Consider the following 19,949-nt stretch of genomic DNA (forward strand, 5'->3'; position numbering starts at 1 on the left):
CAAGGAACCGGCATGACCCACACCCCAGGACCGCATACTCCGCCGCCGAGCCTGCTCGCGCTGGCCGTCGCCACCGCCATCGGCCTGCTCGCCGCACCGGCGCACGCGCAGACCACGGTCAACGCCGACGACGCGCAGATCACCGCGCTGGACCGGGTCGAGGTCACCGCCACGCCGATCCCCGGCACGCTGATCGATGCCGACCTGCTGCCGTACACGGTGCAGACCGCCAATGCCGACGACATCGCACGCAGCCAGGCCGGCAACCTCACCGACTTCCTGCTGCGCGAAATGAACGGCGTGGACACCAACGAGGTGCAGGGCAGCCCGTTCCAGACCGACCTGACCTTCCGCGGTTTCCGTGCCTCGGCCTTGCCGGGCGCCTCGCAGGGCGTGTCGGTGTACCTGGACGGTGTGCGCATGAACGAGCCGTTCGCCGACATCGTCAGCTGGGACATGATGCCGGAGGCGGCGATCCGCAGCGTCGCGCTGATGCCGGGCTCCAACCCGCTGTTCGGTCCCAACACGCTGGGTGGCGCGCTGGCCTTCACCACCCAGTCCGGCCTGACCGCGCCTGGCCTGCGCGCCGACCTGTCGGTGGGCAGCGGCGCGCGCAAGCGCCTGGATGCGTCCTACGGCTACGCCGGTGCCGACGGCCTGCATGCCTTCGTCGCGGCCACCGGTTTCGACGAGAACGGCTGGCGCGACGCCTCCGCCGGCCGCCTGGGCACCGTATTCGGCAAGTTTGGGCGGCAGGGCGAGCGCACCGACTGGGACGTGTCGCTGCTGCACGGGCGCAGCCGCCTGGTCGGCAATGGCCTGCTGCCGAGCTATCGCTACACCGACGAGGGCACCGAGCCGGGGCTGTACGAGGCCGATCGCGCCGCGGTCTACACCTCGCCGGACCTGACCCGCAACCGCAACACGCTGCTCACCGGACAGTTCGACCATCGCTTCGACGAGCGCACCGCACTGCATCTGCTCGCCTACTACCGCCAGGGGCAGCGCGACACCGTCAACGGCGACATCAACGACGACTACGAAGAGTTCGTCGACGATTGCGCCGACGGCTACGCCGCCGACGGCACGCCGCTGGACGCCGGCTGCACGGTGTCGCGCGCCGATGCCGACGCGCTGCACAGCGGCGTGCTCAACACCACGCAGATGCGCCAGCACGCCGAGGGCGTGGCACTGAACCTCAGCCACCAGGCCGGCGCTCACGCGCTGAGCATCGGCGCCACCTACGACCGCAACCGCGTGCGCTACCGGCAGTACGAGCAGGAGGCGTTCGTGCAGGACGATCGCTCGGTGGTCGCCGATCCGGACGAGGATCGGGAGTTCTTCTCCGGCGTCGACGGGCGCAGCAGCACCCTGGGCCTGTTCGCCGCCGATACCTGGGAGCTGAGCGAGGCCACCCACCTCAATGCCGCGCTGCGCTGGAACCGCGTCGCCGTCGCCAACACCCTGTCCACCGCCGACGACGGCGTGCTGCCGCGCGAGCGCTTCGTGTTCGCCAAGGCCAATCCCTCGCTGGGCATCACCCAGCGCCTGGGCGACGGCTTCACCGCGTTCGCCTCGGCCTCGCAGAACAGCCGCGCGCCGACCGCGATCGAACTCGGCTGCGCCGACCCGGAACAGCCGTGCCGGTTGCCGACCGGGCTGCAGGCCGACCCGCGCCTGGAGCAGATCGTCTCGCGCACCTACGAGCTCGGCCTGCGCTGGAACCCGACGCCGGCGCAGACGCTGAACGCCTCGCTGTACCGCGCCGACAACCGCGACGACATCCTGTTCCTGCGCGCACCCAATTCCCAGCAGGGCTATTTCGACAACGTCGACCGCACCCGCTATCAGGGAGCCGACCTCAGCTACCGCGGCAGCCACGGCGCGCTGCGCTGGTTCGCCGGCTACAGCTACCTGGACGCCACCTACCGCAGCGCCGGCGAACTGCTCTCCGGCGAGCGCACGGTGACCTTGCGGCCGGGCACGCGCATCGCCGGCCTGCCGCGCAACACGCTGAAGCTGGGCGTGGACTGGCAGGTGCTGGCGCAACTGACGCTGGGGGCCGACTTGCGCGCGGTGTCGCGGCGCGTGGCCAGCGGCAACGAGGACGGCCTGGTCGAGGACCCCGAGGAAGGCGAGGCGCCGGCGCGCCACGACCTGTCCACCGGCGGCTATGCCTTGCTCGACCTGCACGGCACCTGGGAACTCGCCGAAGGCCTGTCGTTGTACCTGCGGGTCAACAACGTGTTCGACCGCCGCTACGAGACGTATGCGGCGATCGCCGAGGACCTGTTCCCGGGCGGCGCCCTGGCGCGCCCGCAGGACGCTGCGGTCGAGGACGGCCCCTCGCGCTTCGTCGCCCCCGGCGCCCCGCGGCAATACCAGGTCGGTTTGCGCTGGCGCTTCTAGCGGGCGCTTTGCGGTTCGTGTGGTGGCACCGCTCGGCGCGTGCCATCCGCCGTGTCCACCCGGCTGCACGCCAGCCGGCGCGGGCGACTGGCGCGGCTGACGCCGCTCCTGCCTGGGTTCGCGCTTGGCCACCGGCGCAGGGCTTCCTGCAGGAGCGGCGTCAGCCGCGACCTCGGACGAAACTATCCGGCTCCGTCCGCAGTCGGGACTGAAGTCCCTTCCGCAGTGTGCGATCTCAGCGACCCGCAAGCTGTTGTCGTAAAAACGGTTGTCGTAGGAAGCGGCTTCAGCCGCGACATCGAAGCCCGGCATCCTCCAGCCGCCTCAACGGTTGGGACGCCAATACCCCACAGCACTCACGCCGCTACCGAATGGCAAGACGCGACAGGCGGGGCTTCATTCGCGACACGCAGCAAACCCCTTGAATCGCGATGCCGCCGCCACTCAAGCCGTCGCCAACCCGTGCTTGCGCAGCTTGCGATACAAGGTATTGCGGCTGATGCCCAGCGCATCGGCGGTGCGGCTGACGTTCCATCGGTGACGCTCGAGCTGCTGCTGCAGCACGCTGCGCTCGGCACTGTCCAGGGCGACGCGGCCGGGCATGCCGTCGCCGGCATGCGCATCGTCGCCGAGCAGGCATGGGCCGCTGTCGGCGTCGACGATTTCCTGCGGCAGGTTGGGGATGCGGATGACGCCATCGGCGCACAGCACCGCCGCGGTACGCAGCACGTTGCGCAGCTGCCGCAGGTTGCCGGGCCAGGCATAGCTGAGCAGCTTGTGCAGGGCGTCCTCGCTGATGCGCACCGTCTGCTCGCCGCTCTCCTCGCGCAGCAGGGTGCGGATCAGTTCGGCCTTGTCGCTGCGCTCGCGCAGCGGCGGCAGGTGCAGCACCACGCCGTTGAGGCGGTAGTACAGGTCCTCGCGGAAGCCGCCGCTGCCGACCATCTGCGCCAGGTCGCGGTGGCTGGCGCTGATCACGTGCAGTTCCAGCGGCACGGCGCGGTCGCTGCCCAGCGGGGTCACGCTCTGTTCCTCCAGCACCCGCAGCAGGCGCGTCTGCAGCGGCAGCGGCATGTCGCCGATCTCGTCCAGGAACAGGGTGCCGCCGCTGGCCTGCAACAGCTTGCCGTGGCGTCCTTCGCGCGCGGCATCGGTGAAGGCGCCGCGCGCATAGCCGAACAGCTCGCTCTCGATCAGCGCTTCCGGGATCGCCGCACAGTTCACCGCCACGAACGGGCGGTCGGCCCAGGGCGAGCTGCGGTGCACCGCCTTGGCGAACTCTTCCTTGCCGGTGCCGGTGGCGCCGCACAGCAGGATCGACACGCGGTGCTTGGCCAGCTTCAGCGCATTGTCCAGGTTGTGCAGCATGCGCGGATCGGAACCGACATGATCGTTGGCGCGCGCGGCCTGGCCGTCCTCGCCCGCGGCGCGCGTTCGGCCGGCAGCGCTGCGCGCACGCGGTGGCTGCGCCAGGGCGAAGAAGCGGCGGCCGTGGCAGGCGCAACGGATCGACCACAACGTACTGGCGTCTTTGCGCGCGCGCTGCTCCAGCGTGTCGAAATCCAGCTGCATCACCTGGGCGATGTCGCGCCCGACCAGCGGCGAACGGTCGGGCTTGCCGAGCTGTTCCAGCGTGGCCTCGTTGACCGCCAGCACGCGGCCGTCGCCGCCGACCGCGATCAGCGCCTCGTGCAGCAGGCCGGCGAACTCGGGGCGGCTGTGGAAGCGCAGGATCCACGCATGCCGGTACTGCTCCAGGAAGTACGCGCGGGCGATCTGCGCCGCCGACATGCGCACCAGCGCGCCGGTATGCCGCTGCACCAGCTTGGTGTCGCGTGCGTCGGGCGTGGAGGCGTCCAGCACCGCCAGCAGATGGCCTTGCGGGTCCAGGATCGGCGCGCCGCTGCAGGACAACGGCAGGTGCCGCTCCAGATAGTGTTCGCCGCGGTGCACGCTCAGCGCACTGCCCTCCACCGCACAGGTGCCGATGCCGTTGGTGCCCTGGTAGCGTTCGGCCCAACTGGCGCCACAGAACAGCCCGGTCTCGCGGAACGCACGCAGCAGCGCCGGATCCTGCACGCTGTGCAGGACCGTGGCCTCGGTGTCGGCGAACACCACCGCGTAGCTGCCGCCGGCGATCTGTTCGTAGAGATTTTCCATCTCCACCTTGGCGATGCGCAGCAGCGCCTCCAGCCGCTGCTGGCGCTCGCGCAACTCACCGTCGTCATGGACCATCGGCGAGGGGTGGGTGTCCGGGGCCAGGCCGTACTCGTCGAGGCAGCGCCGCCACGAGCGTGCCAGCGCCGGCGGCAAGGACTCGATCTGGCGGAAATGGCGCATGCGCGCCAGCGGCGCGCAGTCGGCCTCGGCGGCGGATGGTGCGACGACCTTGGCTTGCGCGAGGCTGGCGACAGTCGACTCGGACATGGGCGCGCTCTCGTCCCCCCCAGGGGCCCTTGCGCAAGTGACGCACAAACCAGGCCTGGGCTCAACCCGCAGTGCAGCAAAGCGATGGCGTCGCCCGCCGTCGATCCCCCGGTCGCGCTGGGATCCTCGCTCCATCATGACTGTCGGTGGGCGTGCAGGACACGCCGCGCTCCGACAGCGCCCTGTCGTAGTGCATCCGCATCCACCGTCGCGCGGGGGGAACGGCGACGGTGCGAATCGAATCGAGTGCCGCACCGCACCGCCTGCTACACAGACGGCGCGCTGCGCGCTGCCGCATGCGCCCCGCCGAAGTCGGGTTATGCCAGTGCCGGGCCGTTGCGGCTCGGTGCGTCCCGCTCGCGCGCCAATTCCTGCTGTTGCGTGAGTTGCCGTTCGCGGTCGATCGCCTGGTTCGCGGCCTGCAGTCGCTGGTCGGACTGCTCGACCGGAGTGGCGAGCGCCACTTGCACATCCACGCTGGCGCGCTTTTGCGCCGGGTCGCGCTGTTCACCTTCGACCACCACCAGATGGCCCTTCTCGGTGAGCGCCACGCGATCGGCGCGTTCCAGTGCGTTCGACGCCAGCGGCGCGTTGCCGGGGCCGCCATTGTCCCGGCAAGCGGCCAACGCAGCACGGCTCAGGCGTTCGCTGGCCGCATCGTACGGTTTGCCCAGATCCTGGTCGATCCTTCTGACGCCCTCGCGGATCTGCTCGAGCAGCGCATGATTCGGGTGGCTGGCGTCGTTCGGGCCGGGCGCCGACGCCGGGGTGCGATCCGGCGCAGGCGTTTGCGGTTGCTGCTGCTCGCTGCGTTCGCGCAACTGCGCCGGGGTCGGTACGTGCAGCAGCGTTTCGCTCTTGCCGTCCTTGCGCAGTTGAAGATCCACGCTCTGATCGGCATTGCCGACGCGCTTGACCTCGTCGCGCTGCACCGCGCTCCACTTGCCGCCGACGAAGGCGGTACCGTGACCGTTCCCATCGAAGACGACCACATCGTTGTCCGCGCCGAACAGACTCGACGACTGCGCGACCGTCTTGCCGTTCCGGCCTTTGAGGTTGTAGCCGAACGCACTGTCCTGGTCGAGGGCGCTGATCAGTTTTGGCGACTGGCCGTTCTGCAGGAACAGGGTCTTGGTCGCGTTGTACTGATGCAGCGCATCCGCGTGGGCAGTATCGCCCTTCAGGTCGACGGGGCTGCGCAATGGGTCGGCGGAGACCGCCGCAAAAGCGTCATGCAGGGGATTCCCGGGCTGCGCCGCACGGAGCTTGTTGAACACCTCGGTACCTGCGAGCGCGTGGTGGACGCCGCTCTCGATGTAGTCGGGCACCACCTCGCCTTTCTTGTTGGTCTTGTTCGGCAGCAGCGCGTCGACCTTGTTCACTACGTCCTCGACGCTGCCGAGGCTGCCGTCGTTGATGCCCTTGAGGATCTTCGGATACTGACTCTTACCGGCCTGGTTCTCCAGCTTCATCAGCACGGTGGCGTACTTGGCCTGGTCGTCCAGGCTCGCGTTCCTGTACAACTCCGTCTGGCGCAATTGGTGCAGCGCGCCGCCATGGTCCTTCTTGCCGTCGCCTTCGCGCATCAGATGGTCGATCTGCGTGCGGTCGCGATCGTGCACGAATTGCACGCCTGCATCGGAGGCCAGGAAGGTATTGAGGTTCTTGAGCACGGTTGCATCGGGTGCGCGGCCGTTGTCCGCGCGGATGGCATCGCCATTGCGCTGCAGATCGGAGATCGTCTGTGTTCTTTGGTTTTCCGACAGCGCCAGACTCGGAGTCTGCCGGGCGGCCCATGTCTGGTAGGCATCCACCAGCGTCGGGACGACGTCCGGATGTGCGCCCAGGTCGGTCTGCAGCGTGCCGATGCTGAAGCCACTGTTGGCCACCGGCTTGAGCGTGTTGCCCTCGACCGATCCGGCGAACGACAGGTGATAGGCCACATTCTTGGGGCCCAGGCTGCCTTCCGAGGCCACGCCGATGGCGAAGTAGCCCAAGGTCTTGAGTTGCGCGTCGGTGAGTTGCGGCGTTGCCGCGGTGGGGGCGGTGTTTGGATCGGACATGTCGCTGTTCCCCGATGGTGTGTTGTCCCTGTAGACGCTCGCGTTAGCCTCTGCCTTCTCCGCAGAGCTTGAGGTTGGTGCGTGCGGCGCGGATCACGCGGAGGTAATCGTCGACGAGGGCGGGCGTCATGCCCTCGCTGATGGCGTCGTCGCTGCGCTTGGCGTCGTCCTGGTAGGGCGCCAGTGTCTGCCGGCATCCGGCATCGTCGCCGAGTTTATGCTGGGTCAGCGCGTAGTCATTGCGGATGGCGCCGGCGTTGCTGAAGCTGAGGGCCGCCACGCAGTCGCGATAGAGCGGCGCGAGCGCCGCTTCGGCACCCGCATAGTCCTTGCGATCGTAGGATGCCTGGAAGGCCTTGCGCGTTCGCTGCATGGCTTCAGGCGTGCAGGTCGCAGCCTGTTTCAGATAGTCGCCTGCGAAGCTGCCGTTGCCGCCGCAGTACTCCCGGCACGCGCTCTCGGCGCCGGCCGTGGCGGACACCGCCACGCCGTCTGCCTTGGGTGCGAACTGCAGCGTGCAGGTGCCGTCGTCGACCGCGGCCTGGGTCCCGTGCAGCGTGCCGCTGAAGCTGCAACCGGCATCGACATTCTGCGTTTCGAGGGTGAAGCGTGCATCGGGCTGCACGGTCAGCTGGCCCCAGCCGGGCTGGGTGGCATAGTGGCCGGGGGGCACTTGCGCGGCCGCCGCATCGTGCGTCGCAGCAGGCGCCGTCGGGCCGTTCGCGGCAGGCGCGGGGGCGGTCGGGGGCACGGAGGGAGTGGCGCTCGCGGGTGCCTGGGCGGCGTTGCCGCAGGCGCACAGGGTCGCCGCGCAGCACAGGGAGAGCAGCAGTCCACGCGGGATCGGTGCGGCGGCCAGGATCCTGGCGGTCCAGCGAGGCGCGGTGTCCATCCGATCATTCCATCGACGCGGGCGGCCGAGTCTAGCCCCGCCCGGATCGGCGCCGCAAGCCTGGATGCCGCGTCGCAATCGGTCGTGGAACGGCGGCCCGCCGGGTACGCGGCCGGCAAGCGCGATGGCCAGGTGTCGACGCTGCCGTTCCGCCGGTAGTGCCCCAGCCTTACAACGCGTAACCGAACTGCTGCTTGAACTGGTCGTTGAATTCGTCGAAGTCGAAGCGCTGGTTCTGCGTGCCCGGGTGCTCGACCTTCAGGGCGCCCATCAGGTTGCCCATGCGGCCGATGGTCAGCCAGTCGCAGCCGCGCTGGATGCCGAAGATCAGGCCGGCGCGGAAGGCGTCGCCGCAGCCGGTGGGGTCGACCACGCGGCGCTCGTGCGCCGGCGGGATGTCGTAGGTCTTATCGGGGGTGTGGACCAGGGCGCCCTTGGGGCCCTGGGTGGTGATGTAGGCCTGCACGCGCGAGACGATGTCCTTCTCGTTCCAGCCGGTGCGCTCCTGCAGCAGGTTGGACTCGTAGTCGTTGACCACCACGTAGTCGGCCTGCTCGATGAACTGGCGCAGCTCCGGGCCGTTGAACAGCGGCATCGCCTGGCCGGGGTCGAAGATGAACGGCACGCCGCCGGCGCTGAACTCCTCGGCGTTCTGGATCATGCCCTCGCGCCCGTCCGGGCCGACCAGGCCCAGGGTCACGCCCGGCACGTCCTTCACGTGGTTCTCGTAGCTGCGCATCATCGCGCCCGGATGGAAGGCGGTGATCTGGTTGTTGTCGTGGTCGGTGGTGATGAACGCCTGCGGGGTGAACAGCTCCTCGATCACCTTGACCCGCGACAGGTCGATGCCCAGCGCCTGGAAATGCTCGCGGTACGGGCCGAAGTCCTGGCCCACGGTGCCCATCGGGATCGGGTGGCCGCCCAGCAGGTGCAGGTTGTAGGCGATGTTGCCGGCGCAGCCGCCGAACTCGCGGCGCATCCGCGGCACCAGGAACGACACGTTCAGGATGTGCACCTTGTCCGGCAGGATGTGGTTCTTGAACTGGTCCGGGAACACCATGATGGTGTCGTAAGCGAGAGAACCACAGATCAGTGCAGACATCGGGCAGGCCTTGGCGGAGGAATGAGCCCGCATTCAGGCGGGCGAGGGGCGGGGTCGCCGCGGCGCAAAGGGTAACGGCTGCGGCCCGGCAGGGCCAGAACCACGATCCATCGCGGTCCCGCCGATACCACGCAACGCGTGGTTTTAGCGAGAATTTTCCTTGCCCGCTCCCAGGCGGGTTGTTAGGCTAGCGGACTTCGTTTTCTGCCCATTTTTTCGCCATTCTGGCGACGGCGCGCGCCCCAGGACCCAATCCCCCGATGTTCAAGAAACTCCGCGGCATGTTCTCCAACGACCTGTCCATCGATCTGGGCACGGCCAACACCCTCATCTACGTGCGTGGCCAGGGCATCGTGCTGAACGAACCGTCGGTGGTGGCGGTGCGCCAGGACCGGGCGATCGGCGGCACCCGCTCGGTGGCCGCGGTCGGCGCCGAGGCCAAGCAGATGCTCGGCCGTACGCCGGGCCACATCACCACCATCCGCCCGATGAAGGACGGCGTCATCGCCGACTTCACCTACACCGAGGCGATGCTGAAGCATTTCATCAAGAAGGTGCACAAGTCGCGCTTCCTGCGCCCCAGCCCGCGCGTGCTGGTGTGCGTGCCGGCCGGCTCCACCCAGGTCGAGCGCCGCGCGATCAAGGAATCGGCCGAGGAGGCCGGCGCCCGCGACGTGTACCTGATCGAGGAACCGATGGCCGCGGCGATCGGCGCCGGCATGCCGGTCACCGAGGCGCGCGGCTCGATGGTCATCGACATCGGCGGCGGCACCACCGAGGTCGCGGTCATTTCGCTGAACGGCATCGTCTATTCGCAGTCGGTGCGCATCGGCGGCGACCGCTTCGACGAGTCGATCACCAATTATGTGCGCCGCAACCACGGCATGCTGATCGGCGAGGCCACCGCCGAGCGGATCAAGCTGGAAATCGGCTGCGCCTACCCGCAGGCGGTGGTGCAGGAGATGGAGATCTCCGGCCGCAACCTCGCCGAGGGCGTGCCGAAGATGATCAAGATCAACTCCAACGAAGTGCTGGAAGCGCTGCACGAGCCGCTGTCGGGCATCGTCTCGGCGGTCAAGCTGGCCCTGGAGCAGACCCCGCCGGAACTGTGCGCCGACGTCGCCGAGCGCGGCATCGTGCTGACCGGCGGCGGTGCGTTGCTGCGCGACCTGGACCGGCTGATCTCCGAGGAAACCGGCCTGCACGTGCAGGTCGCCGACGATCCGCTGACCTGCGTGGCCCGCGGCGGCGGCCGGGCGCTGGAACTGGTGGACATGCACGGCAACGAGTTCTTCGCGCCGGAGTGATGGTGAGGCTGGGAATCGGGAATGGGGAATGGGCAATCGAATGCCCCATCCGCACCGATGCCCCAGTACCCGCGTTCACCGCCGTATCCGCGCCCCGGCCCGATCGAGCCGGGAGCGCGCCGTTGTTGTTCGATTCCCCACTCCCGATTCCCCATTCCCGGCTTTAGCCCGTGCCTCCTTACGCCGGTCCTCCCGTCACCGCCCGCCCCGGCGAATCCGCCAGCACGCCGCGCCTGCTGGCCTACCTGGCGTTGGCGCTGGTGCTGATCGTGCTCGACGCGCAGGCCGACTGGCTGGCCCGCCTGCGCAGCCAGGCCACGGTGCTGGTGCAGCCGATCTGGGCGCTGGCCGGCCTGCCAGGACGGCTGGGGTCGCAGGTGCAGGAGAACGCGGCCAGCCACGCGCAGCTGGTCAAGGAAAACCGCGCGTTGCGCAACGAACTGCTGATCGCCAAGGCGCGCCTGACCCGGCTGCAGACCGCGGCGCTGGACAACGCGCAGCTGCGCGAACTGCTGGGCGTGGCCGAGCGCCGCGGCCTGGACGTGCAACTGGCGCCGATCCTGGACATCGACCTGGACCCGACCCGGCAGCGCCTGGTGCTCGATGCCGGCAGCCGCGACGGCGTGCACGTCGGCCAGGCGGTGATCGACGCCGGCGGCCTGATGGGCCAAGTGATCGCGGTGACCCCGCTGCACTCCACCGTGCTGCTGCTGACCGACCCCGACCACGCGGTGCCGGTGACGGTGGCGCGCAACGGCGTGCGCCTGATCGTCTACGGCCGCGGCGGCAGCCTGGAACTGCGCGACATCCCGCTCAGCGCCGGGGTCGAGGTGGGCGACGAGATCGTCACCTCTGGCCTGGGCGGCCGCTTCCCGGCCGGCTTCCCGGTCGGCACCATCTCCGCCCTGCGCCCGGACGACACCCACGCCTTCCTGGTCGGCGAGCTGAAGCCGGCGGCGAAGCTGGACCGCGGGCGGGATGTGTTGTTGCTGAAGAGCCGGGAGTGGGGAATCGGGAATCGGGAATTGGCGAAGCCGGCGTCCGCGGCAGCGGAAGGGGCCTCGCCCGTGGTTGGCGCAGCGCAAGGCGGTGACAAGGCCGCGCAGCATTCGGCCCCGACCGTCGCAACTGGGACGACCGCACCGGCCGCACCGGCCTCGCACCCGTCCGCCACCGTGCCCACCCCGCCGCCGACCAAGCCGGCACGCGCGACATCCGATTCCCGATTCCCGAATCCCGATTCCCGCCCGGCTCCAAAGGAGACGGGCCAATGAGCCGCCTGCGCAGCAAAGGCTGGGTGCTCCCGGTCAGCGTGATCGTGGCGCTGTTGCTGGGGTTGATGCCGTTGCCGCTGGTGGTGCAGCCGCTGCGGCCGTACTGGCTGGCGCTGGTGGTGGCGTACTGGGTGATCGAGACCCCGGACAAGGTCGGGCTGGGCTTCGCCTTCGCGGTCGGGGTGCTCGCCGATCTGCTGTACGGCGGGGTGCTGGGCGAGCAGGCGCTGCGCCTGGTGATCCTGAGCTTCATCCTGCAGCGCTTCCGCGCGCGCATCCGCTTCTTCCCGATGTCGCAGCAGGCGCTGGCGATCGGCGGCCTGCTGGTCAACGACCGCATCGTCGCCGCGGCGGTGCACCTGGCCGTCGGCGAGCCGACCCTGCCGTGGAACTACTGGTGGGCGCCGCTGCTGGGCATGGCGCTGTGGCCGCCGCTGTTCGTGCTGCTGGACGCGCTGCGGCTGGGCCGGCGGAGCAAGTAGCATGGCCCTGCATCCGCGCCGCGCGCAGAAGAACCCGCACGCCGAGGCCGAGCAGTTCCGGCGCCGCGCGGCGCTGGGCTTCCTGTGCGTGCTGCTGGCGCTGCTGGGCCTGGGCGCCTGGTATTTCAAGCTGCAGGTGCTGGACCACGACATCTACGCCACCCGCTCGGACGCCAACCGCATCAAGCCACGGCCGGTGGTGCCCGGACGCGGCATGATCTACGACCGCAACGGCCGCCTGCTGGCCGAGAACGTCCCCGCGTTCCGGCTCGACGTGACCCCGGACAAGGTCGCCGACATGGACGCGCTGCTGGCCGAGCTGGGCAAGGTCATCGCGCTGTCGCCGGAAGACATCGAGCGTTTCCAGGCCGCGCGCAAGGCCAGCCGCAGCTTCCGCCCGATCACTCTGAAGCTGCGTGTCAGCGAGGAGGAGCGGGCGCGCTTCGCGGTTGACCGCTGGCGCTTCCCGGGCGTGGAACTGGAACCCTACCTGACCCGGCACTACCCCTACGGCGACCTGTTCGCGCACATCATCGGCTACGTCGGCCGCATCGACGAGAAGGACCTGGAGACGCTGGGCGAGGGCAACGCGGCGCTGACCCACATCGGCAAGTCCGGGCTGGAGCGCTATTACGAGGAGCAACTGCGCGGCAAGGTCGGCTACGAGCAGGTCGAGACCAACGTGCAGGGCCGCGCGATCCGCACCGTCGGCCGGGTGCCGGCGCAGTCCGGCGCCGACCTGCGCCTGTCCATCGACGCCGACCTGCAGCGCGCCATGGTCGCCGCGTTCGGCGACTACCAGGGCTCGGCCATCGCCATCGATCCGCGCACCGGCGAGATCCTGGCCATGGTCAGCCTGCCGTCCTACGACCCCAACCTGTTCGTCAACGGCATTTCCCACGCCGATTTCCAGGCGCTCAACAGCGACCCGTCGCGGCCGCAGTTCAACCGCCTGGTGCTGGGTGGCGTGGCGCCCGGCTCCACCATCAAGCCGTTCATGGGCCTGGCCGGCCTGGACAGCGGCACCCGCCGCCCGGAGGACAAGATCCTCTCCACCGGCATGTTCTACCTGCCCGGGGTCAGCCGCGGCTGGGGCGACTCGCACCGCGGCGGCCACGGCTGGACCGACCTGCGCAAGTCGATCGCGCAGTCGGTGAACACCTACTACTACAAGCTGGCCATCGACATGGGCATCACCAAGGTCGACCAGTACATGACCCGCTACGGCTTCGGCGTGCCCACCGGCATCGACCTGGTCGGCGAGACCGGCGGCATCGTGCCGTCGCCGGCGTACAAGGCCAAGAGCCGCAAGGAAGCCTGGTACCCCGGCGACACGGTCAACATCGCCATCGGCCAGGGCGACTGGAAGGTGACCCCGCTGCAACTGGTGCGCGGAGTCGCCGGCCTCGCCGATGGGCAACTGCGCACGCCGCACCTGGTGATGGCCACGCGCCAGGCCTTCGACCAGCCCTGGGCGCCGGTGCAGCCGGGCACGAGCAAGCCGATCAGCGACAACCCCAGCAATCTGCAGGCGGTGCGCGAAGGCATGATGGACACCATGCGCCCGGGCGGCAGCGGCTATTCGATCACCGTCGGCGCGCCCTACCAGATGGCTGGCAAGACCGGCACCGCGCAGGTGGTCAGCCGTAAGGGACTGGCGGCGGTCGATCCGCGCAGCCTGCCGATGCACCTGCGCCACCGTTCGCTGTTCGAGGGCTTCGCGCCGGCGGAGCGGCCGACCATCGCCCTGGCGATCGCGGTGGAAGGCGGCGGCTACGGCGCCAGCACCGCCGCACCGATCGCGCGCAAGATCTTCGATGCCTGGCTGCTCGGCCGACTGCCGCCCGGGGTCGAGCCGCTGGACAGCCTGCGCGGCGCCACCGCGTTCGGCAGCCACCTGTACTACGCAGAAGATCCCGGCTCGCGCGCCGCCGCCGACGCGGTCGCACTGGCCGCTGGCGAACGCCCGGTGCTGATCGGCCAGGCCGAGGTGGACGCCGCCGCGGTGCCGCTGCCGGCTGCGCCGCCGCCGATCCCCGACGAGATTCCGGACGAGCGATGAAGGATTTCCTGCGCTGGCTGGTCGACATCGGCGGCCGCTTCACCCGTACCCTGGACTGGCCGCTGTGCCTGGCCCTGGGCGCGCTGATGGCGATGGGGCTGGCGGTGCTCAAGAGCGCCGGCGGCATGCACCTGGTGATGGCGCAGGGCGCGCGGTTCGCCATCGGTGCGGCGGCGATGTGGAGCCTGTCGCGGGTGTCGGCGCTGCGCCTGCGCGCCTGGACCCCGCTGATCTACGCGCTGTCGATGCTGCCGCTGCTGGCGGTGTTCGTGCTGGGCACCGGCAAGTACGGGCGGCAGTGGCTGGACCTGAAGGTGTTCTACCTGCAGCCGGCCGAGCTGTTGAAGATCAGCATGCCGATGATGGTGGCCTGGTACCTGCACCGCATGCCGCTGCCGCCGCGCATCCCGACCGTGCTGGTCAGCGCGGTCATCATCGGCATTCCCACCGCCTTGATCATGCTGCAGCCGGACTTCGGGACCGGCGTGCTGATCGCCGCCAGCGGTGGCTTCGTGCTGCTGCTGGCCGGCCTGCCGTGGTGGTGGGTGGGCATCGCCGTCGGCGGCGTCGCCGCGGCCGCGCCGGTGGCCTGGCTGTGGCTGCTGCGGCCCTACCAGAAGGACCGCATCATGATGTTCCTCAACCCGGAGAACGACGCGCTCGGCGCCGGCTGGAACATCATCCAGTCCAAGATCGCGATCGGTTCCGGCGGCCTGCACGGCAAGGGCTGGGGCATGGGCTCGCAGTCGCACCTGAACTTCATTCCCGAGCAGACCACCGACTTCGCGTTCTCCGTGCTCAGCGAGGAGTTCGGCTGGATCGGCGTGGCCACGGTGATGACCCTGTACCTGATCGTGATCGGGCGCTGCCTGTGGATCGCCTCGCAGGCGCGCGACACCTTCTCGCGGCTGCTGGCCGGCGCCACCGGCCTGGCGTTCTTCGTCTACGTGCTGGTCAACGGCGGCATGATCTCCGGACTGCTGCCGGTGGTCGGCGTGCCGATGCCGCTGATGAGCTACGGCGGCACCTCGGCGGTGTCGTTGCTGGCCGGGCTGGGCCTGGTGATGGCGGTGAAGGCGCACCGTCCGGTGCACGGCTACTGAACCAGCGCACGGCGTTCGACGCGCGCTGGCTTAACCGCAACCTTGCAGGCAGGTGACGGCATTATTGCGGCGCATGTCGTGCATCCGCACAATGCGCGTCGATGCCACGTGACGCGCGCCGCTCCCCCCGGCCCACAGGTGTGCAGGAACTTCCGGGTAGGCAGGTGCGACCCCGCGCATCCATCCCAGCCCACATCGCCGAGGCATCCTCCGCAGCGCATCCGCCGATCCGGGCTCCGGCCCACCCGTCTGCGTCGTCCGCCGCTGCCTCGTCGTTCCCGTGGTTGTCCAGAGGCTCGGCGTTAGCCGGGATGGATGCGTGTCGATGAAATTCCTGCGCGTGTTGCTGTTGACGAGCGTGGTGCTGGGCCTGAGCGGCTATGCACTGCTGCGCTATTACTTTCCGCCGGGGGCGCTGCATGCCCGTGGCTATGGGCGCACGACCCTGGTGCATCCGCAGGGGGCGCCGCAGGGGCTGGTGATCCTGCTGGCCAGCGGCAGCCCGGCGCAGCGGCAGGACGCCGCGCGGCGCATCGCCGCCAGCGGCGCGCTGGTCGCGGTGGTCGACGGCCAGCGCTATCTGAAGCACTTGCGTCATGGCGGCCACGGCTGCGACAAGGCCTGGCACGATGCCGAACGGCTGAGCCGGCGGCTGCAGCGGCAGTTGCACGGCGACAGCTACTACCTGCCGGTGCTGGCCGGCACCGGCACCGCCGCGACCCTGGCCGCGCGCATCGTCGGCGCGGCGCCCTCCGCGACCCTGGGAGGCGCCATCGGCGTGGCGCCGGCACCCACCGAGGTCTGTGCCGGCACCGCCGCCGCGACCGCTGCGCAGGGCTTTGTCGACACCGTGGCCGCGCCGGCCGAAGGCGGCGTGGATGCCGCGCTGGCCGCGCGGGTCGCCGCGCACCTGCATGCGCGCGGCCGTGGCGGCGCGCTGGACGATCTGCCGCTGACCGAGCTGCCCTCGGCGACCCCGGGCGCACCGCTGGCCATCGTGCTGTCCGGCGACGGCGGCTGGCGCGACATCGACAAGGGCATGGCCGAAGCGCTGCAGCGCCGCGGCATCGCCGTGGTCGGCTGGGACAGCCTGCGCTACTTCTGGCGGGCCAAGCCGCCGGCGCGGGCCAGCGCCGACCTGAGCCGGGTCATCGCCTACTACCAGCAGCGCTGGCGTCCGCAGAAGATCCTGCTGGTCGGCTATTCCTTCGGCGCCACCACCCTGCCGTTCATGGTCAACCGGCTGCCGCCGGCGCAGCGCCAGCAGGTCGGCCTGGTCGCGTTGCTGGGCCTGGAGCACAAGGCCGATTTCCAGATCCGCGTGCGCGGCTGGCTCAACCTCGGCGACGACGACGACGCACTGCCGGTGCAGCCGGAACTGGCGCGCATTCCCGCGGCGCAGTTGCTGTGCGTGTACGGCGACAAGGAAAAAGATACGCTCTGCCCGCAATTGCGCGCGCGCGGAGCGGAGGTGGTGGTGTTGCACGGCGGTCACCATTTCGATCAACACCCGGCCGGGCTGGCGACGATCGTCGACGACCGCTGGCAGCAATTGTCCGCCGACGCGCGCCTGCCGGTCGCCGAGCTGCCGGAGCCGCATCCTGCGGCCGCCGCGGCGTCGCCCGCCGCCACGCTGCCGCCGTCGCACGCCGCGCTCCGGCAATGAGCAAGCCTGTGCGCGTCGCACTGGTGTCCGGCGGCGTACTCGCCGCCGCTGCGTTCGTCAGCGCTGCCGCGACCGGCGATTCCCGCCACGCGGTCGAACCGCACTTGCCGCCGGTGTGCGTGGCGCTGGATGCCACCCTGCAGGCGCAGCAGCGCCGCTTCGCCGACGCGCAGGAGCGCAGCGCGCCGGACACTGCGCGCATCCAGGCCGCGCTCGACCGCTGCGCCGCCGGTGCGCACGGCGCGGTGCTGCTGCGCGCCGGCAGCGGCAACGCCTTCCTCAGCGGACCGTTGACGATCCGCAGCGACACCACGCTGGCGATCGACAGCGGCGTGACCCTGTTCGCCTCGCGCCAGCCCGCCGACTACCAGGTGCCCGGCCGCAACGCCTGCGGCCAGGCCGCGGCCCGCAGCGGCGGCTGCCGGGCGCTGATCACCCTGCAGGGGCGCAGCCTGGGGGTGATGGGCGTGCGCGACGGCGCCGGCCACCAGGGCACTATCGACGGCCGCGGCGACCTGCCGATGCTCGGCGGCAGCGACAGCTGGTGGCAATTCGCGCGCGGCGCCAAGGCCGCCGGCCAGACCCAGAACGCGCCCGACCTGATCCGCGCGCAGGACGTCGCCGATCTGCAGCTCTACCACGTCAACTTGGTCAATGCGCCGTACTTCCACGTCTTCGTGCACGGCGGCGACGGCGTCACGGTGTGGGGCGTGCGGGTCAGGGCGCCGGCCAACAGCCCCAACACCGACGGCCTGGATCTGGACAGCGTGCGCAATGCGACCCTGGCCGACAACGACGTGATGGCCGGCGACGACGGCATCGCGATCAAGACCAGCGCCGCGCGCTCGGCCGACATCACCGTGCGCGACTCGCGCTTCTACGGCACCCACGGCATCTCCATCGGCAGCGAGGTGATGTATGGCGTCGGCAACGTGCTGGTGGACGGCAATCGCCTGGTCGGCCACGACGCCGACGGCATCGTCGCCACCGACAACAACGGCCTGCGCATCAAGACCGGCCTGGCCAAGGGCGGACCGGTGCGCGACGTGCTCTACCGCAACACCTGCCTGTTCGATGTGGCCAGGCCCCTGGTGATCACGCCGCTGTACGGCCACGACCACGGCGGCAGCCGCAGCGGCAGCGTGCCGACCTTCGCCGGGATCGTGGTCGACGGACTGCGCGCGCAGGACACGCCCGCCGGCAAGGGCAGTACGGTGCAGGGCTACAGCGCCGCGACACCGCTCGAGCTGGTGCTGGCGCACGTGGCCGCCGATGTCGCCACGCTGCATGCCAGCAATGCGCGCATCGGCGTGGACCAATCCGACCTGCGCTTGAGCGAGGACAGCAGCGCGGCCTCGACCTATGCGACCACGCTCGCCGGGTCGATTCCAGCCTGCAGCAGCGCGCCGGTGTTCCCGGCCCTGTAGCCCGCGCGCGCAACGCCGGCGGCCACTCGGCGCGCGCCCGCGTGGCGCGAGCGGTCGGTGCCCGCGTCTTGCGGCTTTGATGGCGTGCGCCGCCACGCACTGCAATCGTCCGCACGTGATGCCATCGCCCTGTTACACCGCAGCGTTCCGCCGCCTAGCTGCGGGCATCGCGCGCGCTCTTTTGCGCGTGATGCGGCAGCGCGCTTGATCCGGATCAATGCCCGCGCGTCGGCCGGCGCGCACAGTGCACGCGTCCTCCAAGCGAGCCGCGATCATGGCGTTCACTGTTGCAGTCCTGAGGGAAGAACAGGCCGAGGAGCGCCGCGTGGCGATGGTGCCCGCGGTGCTGCCGAAGCTGGCCAAGTTGGGCGCGCAATTGCGCCTGCAGGCCGGTGCCGGCGGCGGTTCGCGACTGCCGGATGCGGCCTATGCCGGCGCCACCGTGCTCGACGATGCGCAAGAGGTGGTGGCCGGTGCGGACCTGCTGTTGGCGGTGCAGGCACCATCGCTGCGCACGGTGGCGGCGCTGCGCCCGGGCAGCATGCTGATCGCGATGCTGTACCCGGCCAAGCTGCCCGGCCTGCTGGAGCTGCTGTGCGAACGCCGCATCACCGCCTTCGCGATGGAGACGGTGCCGCGCATCAGCCGCGCGCAGGCGCTGGACGTGCTGTCCAGTCAGGCCGCACTGGCCGGCTACTACGCGCCGCTGCTCGGCGCCGTGCATCTGCCGCGCATCCTGCCGATGATGACCACCGCGGTCGGTTCGCTGCGTGCCGCGCGCGTGCTGGTGATGGGCCTGGGCGTGGCCGGCCTGCAGGCGCTGGCCACCGCGCACCGGCTTGGCGCGATCACCGAAGGCTACGACGTGCGTCCGGAAACCCGCGAGCAGGCGCAGTCGGTCGGCGCGCGCTTCGTCGACACCGGCATCGACGCACGCGGCGAGGGCGGCTATGCGCGCGAACTCAGCGCCGAGGAGCGGGCCAAGGCCGCGGCGGTGCTGACCCAGCACATCCAGCAGGCCGATCTGATCATCACCACCGCCAATGTGCCCGGGCGCACCGCGCCGATCCTGATCGACCGCGAGCAGATCGCCGGCATGAAGCCCGGCGCGGTGATCGTGGATCTCGCCGCCGATAGCGGCGGCAACTGCGAAGGCAGCGTGCCGGGGCAGACCGTGGACGTCGGACCGGTCACCCTCGTCGCCCCGCGCAACGTGCCTTCGGCGTTGGCCCAGCACGCCAGCGAGCTGTACGCCAAGAACCTGCTGGGGCTGCTCGACCTGCTGGTGCGCGACGGCGCACTGGCGCCGGACTTCGACGATGCGGTGGTCGCCGGCACCGCGCTCACCCATGACGGCCGCCTCTGCCACCCACCGGTGCCGGCCGCCGCGCCCGTTTCCACCAAGGAGTCCTGAGTCATGTCCCTCGATCTGTCGATGAGCTGGCTGATCGCGTTGTACGTGTTCATGCTGGCCGCGTTCACCGGCTACGAAGTGATCGGCAAGGTGCCGTCGATCCTGCACACGCCGCTGATGTCCGGGTCCAACTTCGTCCACGGCATCGTCGTGGTCGGCGCGATGCACGCGCTGTTCAATGCCGACACCGTCGCCGGCCAGGCGATCGGTTTCGTCGGCGTGCTGCTGGGCGCCGGCAATGCCGCCGGCGGCTACGTGGTCACCGACCGCATGCTGGCGATGTTCAAGCCCAGCGCCGCGCCAGCCGCGAAGGAGTAGCGC

Annotated in this window: 14 protein-coding genes; 10 read left to right on the plus strand and 4 right to left on the minus strand. The window is 70.1% G+C overall.

The features are described 5' to 3' along the window. Positions 1-12: 12 nt before the first annotated feature. Complete coding sequence (locus ACHWVH_RS15895) at positions 13-2,409, plus strand: TonB-dependent receptor (RefSeq protein WP_394687534.1); 2,397 nt, start codon at positions 13-15, stop codon at positions 2,407-2,409. A 444-nt stretch (positions 2,410-2,853) separates the two neighbouring features. Here the strand turns inward: ACHWVH_RS15895 and ACHWVH_RS15900 are convergent, their stop codons facing one another. From ACHWVH_RS15900 to ACHWVH_RS15915, 4 genes are all read right to left on the minus strand, one after another. Continuing rightward, entirely contained in the window at positions 2,854-4,836 is a 1,983-nt protein-coding gene (locus tag ACHWVH_RS15900) for a sigma-54-dependent Fis family transcriptional regulator (RefSeq protein ID WP_043094693.1), read from the minus strand. Between the two features lie 317 nt (positions 4,837-5,153). Beyond that, positions 5,154-6,899: an XVIPCD domain-containing protein gene (locus ACHWVH_RS15905; protein ID WP_394687535.1), complete on the minus strand. Its 1,746-nt coding sequence runs from the start codon at positions 6,897-6,899 to the stop codon at positions 5,154-5,156. 43 nt (positions 6,900-6,942) lie between these two features. Next, a complete protein-coding gene (locus tag ACHWVH_RS15910) occupies positions 6,943-7,455 on the minus strand; it encodes a hypothetical protein (protein WP_394687697.1) in 513 nt (170 codons plus the stop codon). Positions 7,456-7,960: 505 nt separating this feature from the next. Continuing rightward, positions 7,961-8,893: a carbohydrate kinase family protein gene (locus ACHWVH_RS15915; protein WP_394687536.1), complete on the minus strand. Its 933-nt coding sequence runs from the start codon at positions 8,891-8,893 to the stop codon at positions 7,961-7,963. A gap of 260 nt (positions 8,894-9,153) precedes the next feature. Between ACHWVH_RS15915 and ACHWVH_RS15920 the strand changes: the two genes are divergently transcribed. From ACHWVH_RS15920 to ACHWVH_RS15960, 9 genes are all read left to right on the plus strand, one after another. Next, positions 9,154-10,200 carry a rod shape-determining protein gene (locus ACHWVH_RS15920; protein ID WP_010343692.1) on the plus strand — a complete coding sequence of 349 codons (1,047 nt, stop codon included), beginning with the start codon at positions 9,154-9,156 and terminating at the stop codon, positions 10,198-10,200. Positions 10,201-10,370: 170 nt separating this feature from the next. Next, positions 10,371-11,474, plus strand: a complete 1,104-nt coding sequence (gene mreC / locus ACHWVH_RS15925) for a rod shape-determining protein MreC (RefSeq protein WP_394687537.1) — start codon at positions 10,371-10,373, stop codon at positions 11,472-11,474. Continuing rightward, positions 11,471-11,956 (plus strand): rod shape-determining protein MreD, encoded by a 486-nt coding sequence (gene mreD / locus ACHWVH_RS15930; protein ID WP_010343694.1) that lies wholly within the window; start codon positions 11,471-11,473, stop codon positions 11,954-11,956. The genes mreC and mreD overlap by 4 nt, the downstream gene beginning before the upstream one ends. Before the next feature lies 1 nt (position 11,957). After that, positions 11,958-14,018 (plus strand): penicillin-binding protein 2, encoded by a 2,061-nt coding sequence (gene mrdA / locus ACHWVH_RS15935; RefSeq protein WP_267099724.1) that lies wholly within the window; start codon positions 11,958-11,960, stop codon positions 14,016-14,018. Then, positions 14,015-15,121, plus strand: a complete 1,107-nt coding sequence (rodA, locus tag ACHWVH_RS15940) for a rod shape-determining protein RodA (protein WP_017907587.1) — start codon at positions 14,015-14,017, stop codon at positions 15,119-15,121. Before mrdA ends, rodA begins: the two co-directional genes overlap by 4 nt. A gap of 325 nt (positions 15,122-15,446) precedes the next feature. Further along, positions 15,447-16,787 carry a virulence factor family protein gene (locus tag ACHWVH_RS15945; protein WP_267104837.1) on the plus strand — a complete coding sequence of 447 codons (1,341 nt, stop codon included), beginning with the start codon at positions 15,447-15,449 and terminating at the stop codon, positions 16,785-16,787. Then, a complete protein-coding gene (locus tag ACHWVH_RS15950; protein ID WP_394687538.1) occupies positions 16,784-18,214 on the plus strand; it encodes a glycoside hydrolase family 28 protein in 1,431 nt (476 codons plus the stop codon). The genes ACHWVH_RS15945 and ACHWVH_RS15950 overlap by 4 nt, the downstream gene beginning before the upstream one ends. Before the next feature lie 274 nt (positions 18,215-18,488). Continuing rightward, entirely contained in the window at positions 18,489-19,628 is a 1,140-nt protein-coding gene (locus tag ACHWVH_RS15955) for an NAD(P) transhydrogenase subunit alpha (RefSeq protein WP_394687539.1), read from the plus strand. 3 nt (positions 19,629-19,631) lie between these two features. Beyond that, complete coding sequence (locus ACHWVH_RS15960; protein WP_017909700.1) at positions 19,632-19,946, plus strand: NAD(P) transhydrogenase subunit alpha; 315 nt, start codon at positions 19,632-19,634, stop codon at positions 19,944-19,946. Positions 19,947-19,949: the final 3 nt, after the last annotated feature.

The sequence above is a fragment of the uncultured Xanthomonas sp. genome, from assembly GCF_964278005.1.
In the GTDB taxonomy this organism is placed as follows: domain Bacteria; phylum Pseudomonadota; class Gammaproteobacteria; order Xanthomonadales; family Xanthomonadaceae; genus Xanthomonas_A; species Xanthomonas_A sontii.